We start from the raw sequence: 11,837 nt of genomic DNA, 5'->3' as shown, positions 1-11,837 counted from the left end.
ATGTACACCAACCCCGTCCTGAACGCCGACTGGTCCGACCCGGACGTCGTCCGCGTCGGCGACGACTTCTACCTCACCGCCTCCAGCTTCGGCCGCGCTCCCGGCCTGCCCCTGCTGCACTCCCGCGATCTGGTCGACTGGACGCTGGTCGGGCACGCCCTGGAACGCCTGGAGCCGGCCGGGGAGTTCACCGGGCCCCGCCACGACTGCGGAGTCTGGGCCCCTTCCCTGCGTCACCACGACGACCGCTTCTGGATCTTCTGGGGCGACCCCGACCAGGGCATCCTCCAGGTCAACGCCCCCGAGATCCGCGGCCCCTGGACCCGCCCGCACCTGGTGAAGGCGGGCAAGGGCCTGATCGACCCCTGCCCCCTCTGGGACGACGACACCGGCGAGGCCTACCTGGTGCACGCCTGGGCCAAGTCCCGGTCCGGGGTGAAGAACCGGCTCACCGGTCACCGGATGCACCCCGACGGCACCGAACTCCTCGACGACGGCAAGGTCGTCGTCGACGGCGACCGGATCCCCGGCTGGTTCACCCTCGAAGGACCCAAGCTCTACAGGCACGACGGCTGGTTCTGGATCCTGGCGCCCGCCGGGGGAGTGGAGACCGGCTGGCAGGGCGCCTTCCGCTCGCGCGGGTTCTTCGGGCCGTACGAGGAGAGGATCGTCCTCGAACAGAAGGACACCGACGTCAACGGGCCGCACCAGGGCGGCTGGGTGCGCACCCCGTCCGGCGAGGACTGGTTCCTGCACTTCCAGCAGCGCGGCGCGTACGGCAGGGTCGTCCACCTCCAGCCGATGCGCTGGGGTCCCGACGGGTGGCCGGTGCTCGGAGCCGACGGCGCCCCCGTCGCCGTACACCGCAGGCCCGGTCTGCCGCCGCAGCCGCCCGCCGCGCCCGCCACCGACGACGACTTCCCCGGCGGACGCTTCGGACGGCAGTGGTCCTGGACCGCGAACCCGCAGGACGGCTGGGCCACCCAGCACTCCGGTGACGGACTGAAACTGGCCTGCGTACGCTCCGCCGACGCGCACGACCTGCGCAGACTCCCGAGTGTCCTCACCCAGCGGCTGCCGGGCACGCCGTCGGCGGTCGAGGTCGAACTGCGGCTGGACAGCCGGGAGCCGGGGGCGCGGGCGGGGCTCACGGTGCTCGGCGACGCGTTCGGCTGGATCGGGCTCCAGCGCGGCACGGACGGAGCGGCGCATGTCGTGCACCGGTTCGCGGAGGCCGTCGCGGAGCGTGAGCGGGACGCCGATCACACGAGGCTCGCACCGGAGGGACGGGTGCGGCTGCGGATCGAGATCGGGGCCGGGGCACGGTGCCGGTTCCTCTACGACGTCGGGGACGGCCCGCGCGCGTCGGGGCCGGTGTTCGCCGCCACGCCCTGGCGCTGGGTCGGCGCCCTGCTCGGCCTGTTCGCGCTCGCTCCGGCCGGCCAGGGACACGCCGGCGCGGCGACCTTCACTCAGTTCAGGATCAGCGCCTTGTAACGCACCGCACTCGTAGGCCAGTCGAGCCTGTTGGGAGCCGCAATGACGCACCTCCGTAGCAAGCGCTTGCCGGGAGCCGCCGGCAGAACCTCGGCCGCCGTCCTGGGGCTCGTCGCGGCCCTCGGGCTGGGGGCGATCGGGGAGGCCGAGGCCGACCCGCACGGCTCCTCGGCGGCCGCGCCGCGCTGGACCGACCGGGCGCACGGCTTCGCCTCCCTCGCCGGCGGCACCACCGGCGGGGCGGGCGGCAAGGTCGTCACCGTCACCGACCAGGCCGCGCTGGCCGCGTACGCGGCGGCGCCCGAGCCGTACGTCATCCGGGTCCGGGGCGCCATCACCGCGCAGCCCTTCGGCGCGAACATCACCGTGGCCTCGGACAAGACGATCGTCGGGGTCGGCACGAGCGGGGAACTGGTGCAGGGCGAGTTCCATCTCGCCCCCGGCACGCACAACGTGATCATCCGCAACATGACGATCCGCGACTCGGCGATCGAGGGCGACTGGGACTGCAAGGACACCGACTTCGACGGCATCCAGATGGACACCGCCCACCACGTGTGGGTCGACCACAACAGGTTCTCGAACATCTGCGACGGCCAGCTCGACGTCCGCAAGGACAGCGAGTTCGTGACCGTCTCCTACAACCGGTTCGAGAACAACAACAAGACCTTCGGCCTCGGCTGGACGACCGAGGTCAGGACGCAGATCACCATCGACCACAACCTCTTCGCCCACACCAAGCAGCGCAACCCCTCGGTCGACAACGCCGCCTACGCGCACCTCTACAACAACTACCTCACCGCGCAGGTGGACCCCGGCGACCCGGTGTGGACGTACGGCAACTGGTCGCGCGGCCGGACGAAGATGGTCATCGAGAACAGCTACTACCAGGACGTCCAGCACCCCTACCAGGCCGACGCCACCGCGGAGTTGGTGCAGCGCGGGTCGATCCTGAAGAACACCACCGGCCGGCACGACGAGTGGGGCGCCGCCTTCGAGCCGCGGGACTTCTACCACTACCGCCTCGACCCGGCCGCCGCCGTGCCGGCGCTGGTGACCCGGTTCTCCGGACCGCAGAAGAACATCGGCGTGCCCGCGCACGGGCCCGCCGTCACCTCACGCCACTGACTCCCCCCACACCTGTATGTCTCCGCTGGATCCAGAAGAAGAGAGCCGACCAATGAAGATCAGCATCAGCAGAAGCAGGCGCGCCGCGACGGCCGTCGCCCTCGGGTCCGTCCTCGCTCTGACCGCCACCGCCTGCGGTGACGACGGCAGCAGCGCGGGCGGCGACAAGGGCGCCGAGGGCAGCGGCACCGGAAAGATCGTCTTCTGGGACAACAACGGCGGTGTCCGCACCGACATCTGGAAGGAGATCATCGCCGACTTCGAGAAGGCGAACCCGGACATCAAGGTCGAGTACGTCGGGATCCCGTCCACCGACTACCAGTCCAAGGTCGACACCGCCATCCAGGGCGGCGGTCTTCCGGACGTCGGCGGTGTCGGCGCGGCGATGCTCGCCGGGTTCGCCGCGCAGAACGCGCTGGAGCCGCTGGACGACCGGCTCGCGAAGTCCTCCCTGAGCGGCAAGCTCAACAAGGACATGGTCACCTCGCTCACGGCCGCCGGCGGCGGCGACGGCAAGCTGTACTCGATCCCGACCTCCGCGAACAACGGTGTGCTGTACTACCGCACCGACCTGTTCGAGAAGGCCGGGCTGGACGCGCCGACCACGTGGGAGAAGTTCTACGCGGCGGCGGAGAAGCTGACCGACTCCGGCAAGAACGAGTTCGGTTACACCATTCGCGGTGGTGCCGGTTCGATCGCGCAGGCGCTGGACGCCATGTACGGGCAGTCGGGGATCACGTCCTTCTGGGACGCCTCCGGTGAGAAGACGACCGTCAACGACCCGAAGAACGTGGCCGCGCTGGAGAAGTACGCCGCGCTGTACAAGAAGGTCACTCCGGCCGCCGACCTCAACAACGACTTCACCAAGATGGTCGCCCAGTGGGATTCCGGCACGATCGGAATGCTGAACCACAACCTCGGGTCGTACCAGGACCATGTGAAGGCGCTCGGGACCGAGAAGTTCCGCGGCATTCCGCAGCCCACGCTCGAAGACGGCAAGCGGGTCCAGGTCTCCAACCCGGTGGACGGGGTCGGGTTGTTCAAGAACTCCAAGAACAAGGAGGCCGCCTGGAAGTTCATCGAGTTCGCCTCCTCGCACGCGGAGAGCTCGAAGTTCAACGAGTCGGCGGGGCAGGTGCCGGCGAACAACGACGCGGCCAAGGACGCGTGGATCTCCGAGGCCGAGCCCACGAAGTTGGCTGCGGCGGCGTTGACGGACGGGTCCACGACGATCGTGCAGCTGCCTTACTACCTGCCGGACTGGAACACGATCTCCAAGGCCGACAACGAGCCGAACTTCCAGAAGCTGCTGAACGGGGACATGAAGGCGAAGGAGTTCCTGGACACCATGGCCGGTCAGCTCAATGAGGCTCAGACCGAGTGGAACGAACGCAACGGCTGAGAGCTCGGTTCCTTCGCTGCGTGGCCGGCTGCCGGTTGTTCGTGGCTGGTCGCGCCCACGCGGCGGAGCCGCAAATCGATACAGCCCCGCGCCCCTGGGGGGGGCAACCCGACCTTGCTGAAAGGCACCGCTGTGTCGCTTACCCGAAGACAGATCAGTCTCGCGGGCCTCGCCGCCCTTCCTCTCGCCCTCTCGGGCGTGGGTACCGCCGAAGCAAGTCAGCGCCACCGCACCCTCTACATCGCCGGTGACTCCACCGCCGCCCAGAAGTACGCCGACGCCGCCCCCGAGACCGGCTGGGGCATGGCGCTCCCCTTCTTTCTGCACCAGCCGATGCCCGTTTCCAATCACGCCGTGAACGGGCGCAGTTCGAAGAGCTTCGTGGACGAAGGGCGGCTCGACGTCATCCTCCGGGCCGTTCGGCCCGGTGATCTCCTGCTGATCCAGTTCGCGCACAACGACGAGAAGGACACCGATCCGACCCGGTACACCGAGCCCTGGTCGACGTATCAGGACCACCTGCGGCTGTACGTCGACGGCGCCCGTGCGCGGGGTGCGCGGCCGGTGCTGGCGACCGCCGTCGAGCGGCGTCGGTTCGACGCGGGCGGCAACTCCGTGCCCACCCACGGCGACTATCCGGCGGCGATGCGCGCGCTCGCCCGCGAGGAGCGCGTGGCGCTGCTCGACATCCAGGCGCTGTCGCTCGCGTTGTGGCAGGAGCTCGGGGTCGAGGGGACGAAGACGTACTTCAACTGGACCGCCACCGAGCAGGACAACACGCACTTCAACCCGCCGGGCGCGATCGCCGTGGCGCGGCTCGTCGCGCGGGAGCTGATGCGCACCCGTGTGCTCGCCGCGCGGGACGTGCGCCGGCTGGACGACGAGATCCCGGAGTCCTGGATCACCTGGCCGCAGGCCACCGCATAACCCACCGATCGTGGAAGAGAGAGCCGCACGATGAACGCACAGATATGGCATGGGCATGCCACAAGGAAGGTTGCCGTCCTGGTCGGGTGCACCGCGCTGGTGCTCGGACTCACCGGGACCGGATCGGCGCAGGCCGGCGGCCGGGACCTCGGACGCGAGGTGCTCCCCGCGGGGGACGGCTGGGCCTCGGAAGGTGCCGGCACCACTGGCGGATCGGCCGCCGACGCCGCGCACGTCCGCACCGTCACCACCTGGGCGGAATTCCGGCAGGCCCTCGCCGACGGCGGCAGCGCACCGAAGATCATCAAGGTCAAGGGCATGATCGACGCCGTCTCGGAGGGGTGCGACGCCTTCGCGGCCGAGGGATACGACTTCCAGCGCTACCTCGCCGACTACGACCCCGCCGTGTGGGGGCACGACACCCCCGTCAGCGGCGCCCAGGAGGACCTGCGGGCCGCGTCCGCCGCCGCCCAGGACCAGGCCATCAAGGCGAACGTCCCAGCCAACACCACCATCGTCGGCGTCGGCAAGGGCTCCGGCATCCTCGGCGGCAGCCTCCAGATCAAGGGCGTCGACAACGTCATCCTGCGCAACCTCACCGTCGAGGCCCCCATCGACTGCTTCCCGCAGTGGGACCCGACCGACGACAACAGGACCGGCGCCTGGAACTCCGAGTACGACTCAGTGGTGGTGTACGGCTCCACCCATGTGTGGATCGACCACAACACACTCACCGACGGCCGTTACCCCGACAGCTCCCTGCCCTCGTACTTCGGCAAGGTCTACCAGCAGCACGACGGACTCCTCGACGTCGTACGCGGCGCCAACCACGTGACCGTGTCCTGGAACTCCTTCGAGGACCACGACAAGACCATGCTGATCGGCAACAGCGACAGCGCCGGCTCCACCGACACCGGCAAGCTCAAGGTCACCCTGCACCACAACCGCTTCGAAGGCATCGTCGAGCGGGCGCCGCGCGTGCGGTTCGGGCAGGTCGACTCGTACAACAACCACTTCGTCGTCACCAAGGGCCAGAACTACGGGTACGTCTTCGGTATCGGCGCCTCCTCGCAGCTCTACGCCACGCACAACGCCCTGTCGCTGGCCTCCGGCGTGAGCGTCGGCAAGGCGCTGAAGAAGTGGAACGAGGCACCGCTGACCGCCGAGAACAACTACGTCAACGGCAGGCCGACAGACCTCATCGCCGTCCACAACGCCGAGATCCCCGGCGAGATCCTCCAGTCCGGCGCCGGATGGACACCGACCCTGCGGACGAAGGTCGACAGCCCCAGGGCCGTGCCCGGGATCGTCGACCACCGCGCGGGCGCCGGCCGCCTGCGCTGACCCACCCGGCGGGGGAGGGGCGCAGGGCGGACATCGCCCGCACGGCGGACTCCGCCCGCACGGTGGACTCCGCCCGCACGGCGGACTCCGCCCGCACGGTGGGCACCGCCCGTCCCTCCCCGGCAACCCTGCAGATCCGCCCCGCGAAGGAGCACCCGCATGCCCTCGCACCACCGCGTCCGACTCCCCCTGTCCAGAAGGGGATTCCTCACGGCAGGCTCCACAGCCGCCCTCGCCCTCGCCTCCGGACCCGCCTGGGCCACCACCGCAGCAGGGCCCCGCCCCTTCGGCCGGTACGGCTCACCCACCGCCCGCCTCACCCCGACGACCCTGTACGTCCACCCCGCCGGCCGCGGCGACTTCACCTCCGTCCAGGCCGCGGTGACCGCCGCGAGCGGGAGCGGCCGGACGCTGGTCGTCGCGCCGGGGACCTACCGGGAGACCGTCGCCGTCGACGCGACCCGGACCGACATGACCTGGATCGGGGCCGGTGACGACCCGCGCGCCGTCGTCATCGTGTACGACAACGCCGCCGGCACCCCCAAGCCCGGCGGCGGCACCTACGGCACCACCGGCTCCGCCACCACCCTCGTCCAGGCCGACGGATTCACGGCCCACCGCATCACCTTCGCCAACGACTGGCTGCGCGCCGACCACCCCGGCGTCAGCGGCACCCAGGCCGTCGCCATCAAGGTGCAGGGCGACCGGTCCGCGTTCCACCACTGCCGGTTCCTCGGACACCAGGACACCCTGTACGCCGACTCCATGGCCCTCGGCGTCTTCGCCCGTCAGTACTTCGCGCACTGCTACGCCGAGGGCGACGTCGACTTCGTCTTCGGCCGGGGCACCGCCGTCTTCGAGCACTGCCACTTCCGCACCCTGACCCGGTCCGACCTGTCCTCGGCCCCGTACGGCTTCGTCTTCGCCCCCTCGACCGCCGGCGCCAATCCGCGCGGCTACCTGGTGACCCGCAGCCGCGTCACCGGTGACGCCCCCGACGCCTACTACAAGCTGGCGCGCCCCTGGGTGCCCAGCTCCGACCCCACCGCCCATCCGTCGCTCATCGTCCGCGACACCCACCTGGGCCCCGGCATCGACGCGGCCGCGCCCTACGCCAACATGTCGGACAGCTTCCCGTGGCAGGACCAGCGCTTCGCCGAGTACCACAACACCGGCCCCGGCGCGGTGGTCACCGTCCCGGAGAACCGGCCCCGACTCACGGCCGCCGAGGCCGAGTCGCACACCCGCCGGGCGTATCTCGGGGACTGGCGGCCGTATGAGCGGCCATGACGCGGTGGGGCGCCGGGCGTTCGTGGTGGGTGCCGGGGCTGCGCTCTTCAGCGGGGGGACGGTGACCGGCGCGGCGGCGGCCGTCGTGGAGGGGCCGCTGCCCGACTTCCACGCCGCGCTCAAGGCCGAGCTGACCTTCCCGCTCGCCTGGGGACGGTCGCCGATACGTGACTTCCGTTCCTGGCGCCGGGCCGCCCGCGCCAAGGTCGAGGAGCTGCTGCTCGTCGACCGGGACGAGCGGACGCCGTACGCCCCCGAGTTCGGCGGACGGTCGGAAGCCGACGGATACACCAGGGAGTTGGTGACCCTCTCCCTGACCCGCCACGAACGCGCCCGCGGAGCCCTGCTCACCCCGCACGGGCGCGGCCCCTTCCCGGCCGTCCTCCTGCTGCACGACCACGGCGCCCGGTTCGACATCGGCAAGGAGAAACTGGTCCGGCCCTGGTACGACGACACCCGGGCGGCTGCCGCACAGGACTGGGCGGACAAGTACTTCAGCGGACGCTTCGTCGGCGACGAACTGGCCCGGCGCGGCCATGTCGTGCTGTGCCTGGACGCCCTCGGCTGGGGCGACCGCGGCCCGCTCACCTACGACCAGCAGCAGGCCCTGGCCGCCAACTTCTACAACCTCGGCTCCTCACTCGCCGGCCTGACGGCCCACGAGGACGCCCGTGCCGCCGGCTTCCTCGCGGGACTCGACCGCGTGGACGCCCGCCGGATCGCCGCCGTCGGCTTCTCCATGGGTGCCTTCCGGGCCTGGCAGACCGCCGCGCTCAGCGATCACATCGCCGCCGCGGCCAGCGTCTGCTGGATGACCGGGCTGAAGGAGATGATGGTGCCCGGCAACAACACCCTGCGCGGGCAGTCGGCGTACTACATGCTCCACCCCGGGCTTCCCCGCTTCCTCGACTTCCCCGACGTGGCGAGCATCGCCGCACCCAGGCCGATGCTCTTCCTCGACGGCGGGCTCGACCCGCTGTTCCCCGCCGACGGCGTCCGTGTCGCCCACGACAAGCTGCGCGCCGTCTGGCGCTCCCGCCGCGCAGAGGAGCGGCTGCGGCTGACGACCTGGCCGGACCTCGGCCACGTGTTCACCGCGCCGATGCAGGACGAGGTCTTCACCTGGCTCGACACCGTCCTGTGAACCTCCCCCCACCCGCACGAGAAGGGACCGCTCTCCATGTCTCGTCGTACCGCCCGCGCCGCCCTCACGGCCCTCGCCCTCGGTGCCGGCCTGGCCGTGCTCCCCACCCAGGCCCAGGCCGCGACCGTGGTCGTCAGCAACTCCACCGACCTGTCCAACGCCATCAAGAACGCGAGCGCAGGCACCGTCATCCAGATCCGCGGCGGCACCTATTACCCGACGGCCACCCTCCAGTCCACGGCCAACGGCACCTCCTCGTCGCCCATCACGCTCTCCTCGTACGGCTCGGAGACCGTGAAGATCGACGGGTCCTCGCTGCCCTCCGGCGGCTGGATCCTCAAGCTGACCGCCGACTACTGGAACGTCTCGAACATCACCTTCCAGAACTCCCCGGACAGCGCGGTCGTCTGCCAGTCCTGCACCGGCACCAACTGGAGCAACATCAGGACCATCAACGGCGGCGACTCCGGCTTCACCCTCACCGGAGACGGCACGGTCGCCAACACGGTCAGGAACATCGACTCCTACGGCCACTACGACGCCGCAGGCCACGGGGAGAACGCCGACGGCATCGCCGTGAAGTACGGCTCCGGCACCGGCAACCTGATCAACGGCGCCCGCCTGTACAACAACTCCGACGACGGCCTCGACTTCTGGTCCTTCTCCTCGCCGGTCACCGTCGAGCACACCTGGGCCTTCGGCAACGGCAAGAACCGCTGGTCCGACTCGGCCTTCGCGGGCGACGGCAACGGCTACAAGCTGGGCGGCGACGGAGAGGTCGTCGCGCACGTCGTCAACAACTCGGCCGCCTGGGACAACGCAGGCAACGGCTTCACCGAGAACTCCAACACCGGCGCCGTCGTCATCAACCGCACGACGGCGTACGCCAACGCCAAGTGGGGCTACTACTTCGCCACGGGCGCGGCGAGGCTCGGCAAGAACCTCGCCGTGAGCAACGGCAGCGGACCGGTCAGCAAGGGCGGCTCGGTCGTCTCGGCCGGCAACAACTGGGACTCCGGCATCTCCACCCCGGCATTCCGCTCCACCGACGCCTCGACCGCCTACAACGCCCGCCAGTCCAACGGCTCCCTGCCGACGACGACCTTCCTGACCACCGGCAGCACGACCATCGGGGCGACGATGGACTGACCTGCCGATGGCGGCGCGGGGCCCGTATGCCCACGGGGCAGGGTAAAGATCGGGCAACGGGTCTCGCGCCCGCCGGGGTGACGCGCGTAGAACTCTTTGTCATGCATAAACCACTGCGTATCGCGGCCGTCGCCACCGCCTGTGCCGTAGCCGGTGCCGCCCTGTACGGCGCCGGCGCCGCCACGGCCGGTCAGTCGACCGCGAACAGCACCCACGAGCCCTACAACATAGGTCTGCTGACCAAGGACATCGACACCTACTACGGCACCACGCTCGACGCGGGCGGCGTGTACCAGGCGTCCCCGGACAGCCCGTACGCCAAGGACCTCGCCCGGATCGACGCGGCCGCGCGCAAATACATCGACAAGGCGGCCCGCAAGGTGCGCCACCACGGCGAGAAGCCGGCCGTCGTCTTCGACATCGACGACACGCTGCTGCTCAGCCTCGACTACGAGAAGAAGACCAACTACACGTACAACGGCACCACTTGGGCCGAGTACGTCAACAAGGCAGACCGCCCGGCCGTCTTCGGCAGCGCCGAGCTGGTGCGGTACGCCGAGGGCAAGGGCGTCGAGGTGTTCTACAACTCGGGCCTGAGCGAGGCGCAGCGGACCGCCGCCGTCGAGAACCTGAAGAAGATCGGCGCCGACGTGAACCTCGACGCCGGCCACATGTTCCTCAAGGACAAGGCGAACCCGCCGGCCTACCTCGCCGAGTGCGCCACGCCCGGCACCTGGAACTGCACGACCGTGCAGTACAAGTCCGGCACCCGGCAGCACATCGAGGACGACCTCGGCTACGAGATCGTCGCCAACTTCGGCGACCAGTACAGCGACCTGGACGGCGGGTACGCCGACCGCACGTACAAGCTGCCCAACCCGACGTACTTCGTGAGCTGAGCCTCAGCACCGTACGGGATCCACCGACTCCGGCGCCCGGTCCGCATGGGAGCGCGAACGCCCCCGCCAGTCGTCACTGGCGGGGGCGTTCCACTGCTGACCGAAGGGGGGCTCAGGCCAGCAGGCCTGGTGCCAGCGTGCTCACTGGTACGTGATGTCAGATGACGAGAACTTGCAGGAGGTTCCGTCCGGACCGCTGCCGAGTTCCTTCGGTTCCTTGCCGCTGCTGTTGCCCTCGAAGCGGGTGCAGGTCTTGATCTTCTTGCCGCTGTCGCCGTGGATACGGATCTTGCGCAGCGCGGCCGTGTCGCCGTAGTTGGAGTTGATGCCGACGATCGACTTGCCCGGCGCGGTGACGTCCACGTCGTTGATGATGATCGTGCGCTTGTACTGCGTGGAGCAGTTGCCGCAACTGCGCACCAGCTTGCCGAAGTTCTCGACCTGGAACTTGGTCACGACCAGCTTGCCCGCGCCGTTGAACTGGAGGACCTTGTCGTCGGCGTTCTTCGCGCCACCGCCGTGGACCGTGTACACGGCCGACGACGACTTGCCCTTGAAGGTCGCCGCGTCCTCGCCGACGTCCAGCCACCAGACGTTCTGCAGGGTGCAGGAGCCCTTGCAGTGGACGCCGTCCGCGGCCGGGCTGCCGATGATGACGTTCTTGAGGACCGCGCCGTCGGCCAGCTCGAAGATCGGGTCCTGGCCCTCCTCCTGGCCGCTGCCGCCCAGGTCCCCGGTGCCGTAGAACCTCGCCAGCCCGCCGTCGTAGGTGCCCGACACCGGGATCGTCCTCGACACCGGCTTGCTGCCGTTCTCCGTCGGCCAGGACGTGGCCGCGCCGGCCGTCGACAGCAGCGAGGTGGTGGCGACGAGGGCCGCGCCGGTGATGCCGAGCGCGGAGACGCCGGCGATCACCGCCCGCCGCTTGGTGACCTTGCGGCGGTGTCGGACGCGCTGTTCGGTCTGTGCAGTCATGAACGGGTTTTCCTTGCGTGGAGGGGATCCTTGCGTCTCCTGGTCGCCACGCGTGCGGAATGGGTTGCCGGTGCCGCCGAAC

At 69.9% G+C, this 11,837-nt stretch carries 10 protein-coding genes; 9 read left to right on the top strand and 1 reads right to left on the bottom strand.

Annotation, left to right across the window (positions count from 1 at the left end; genetic code table 11):
- The 9 genes from PGH47_RS10020 (at position 1) to PGH47_RS09980 (ending at position 10,780) form a co-directional block, all read left to right on the top strand.
- Complete coding sequence (locus PGH47_RS10020; protein ID WP_271668017.1) at positions 1-1,497, top strand: glycoside hydrolase family 43 protein; 1,497 nt, start codon at positions 1-3, stop codon at positions 1,495-1,497.
- 42 nt (positions 1,498-1,539) lie between these two features.
- Complete coding sequence (locus tag PGH47_RS10015) at positions 1,540-2,625, top strand: pectate lyase family protein (RefSeq protein ID WP_271663123.1); 1,086 nt, start codon at positions 1,540-1,542, stop codon at positions 2,623-2,625.
- A 52-nt stretch (positions 2,626-2,677) separates the two neighbouring features.
- Entirely contained in the window at positions 2,678-4,027 is a 1,350-nt protein-coding gene (locus PGH47_RS10010; protein ID WP_271663122.1) for an ABC transporter substrate-binding protein, read from the top strand.
- A gap of 132 nt (positions 4,028-4,159) precedes the next feature.
- Entirely contained in the window at positions 4,160-4,954 is a 795-nt protein-coding gene (locus PGH47_RS10005) for a rhamnogalacturonan acetylesterase (protein WP_271663121.1), read from the top strand.
- Between the two features lie 30 nt (positions 4,955-4,984).
- The gene (locus PGH47_RS10000) at positions 4,985-6,298 is read left to right on the top strand and encodes a pectate lyase family protein (RefSeq protein WP_271663120.1); all 1,314 of its coding nucleotides are present in this window, start codon (positions 4,985-4,987) and stop codon (positions 6,296-6,298) included.
- A gap of 159 nt (positions 6,299-6,457) precedes the next feature.
- Positions 6,458-7,588 (top strand): pectinesterase family protein, encoded by a 1,131-nt coding sequence (locus PGH47_RS09995; RefSeq protein ID WP_271663119.1) that lies wholly within the window; start codon positions 6,458-6,460, stop codon positions 7,586-7,588.
- Positions 7,575-8,732 (top strand): dienelactone hydrolase family protein, encoded by a 1,158-nt coding sequence (locus PGH47_RS09990; protein WP_271663118.1) that lies wholly within the window; start codon positions 7,575-7,577, stop codon positions 8,730-8,732. Before PGH47_RS09995 ends, PGH47_RS09990 begins: the two co-directional genes overlap by 14 nt.
- 36 nt (positions 8,733-8,768) lie before the next feature.
- On the top strand, positions 8,769-9,881 hold the full coding sequence (locus PGH47_RS09985) for a right-handed parallel beta-helix repeat-containing protein (RefSeq protein WP_271663117.1): 1,113 nt from the start codon (positions 8,769-8,771) through the stop codon (positions 9,879-9,881).
- A 101-nt stretch (positions 9,882-9,982) separates the two neighbouring features.
- On the top strand, positions 9,983-10,780 hold the full coding sequence (locus tag PGH47_RS09980) for an HAD family acid phosphatase (protein ID WP_271663116.1): 798 nt from the start codon (positions 9,983-9,985) through the stop codon (positions 10,778-10,780).
- Between the two features lie 141 nt (positions 10,781-10,921).
- On the opposite strand, the gene PGH47_RS09975 is transcribed toward PGH47_RS09980, so the two are convergent.
- Entirely contained in the window at positions 10,922-11,755 is an 834-nt protein-coding gene (locus tag PGH47_RS09975; protein WP_271663115.1) for a pectate lyase, read from the bottom strand.
- Positions 11,756-11,837: the final 82 nt, after the last annotated feature.

Source organism: Streptomyces sp. HUAS 31, assembly GCF_028198125.1.
GTDB classification, from domain to species: Bacteria; Actinomycetota; Actinomycetes; order Streptomycetales; family Streptomycetaceae; genus Streptomyces; species Streptomyces chartreusis.
The sequence above is the reverse complement of the archived record's forward strand: the minus strand, read 5'-3'. Positions and strand labels throughout refer to the sequence as shown.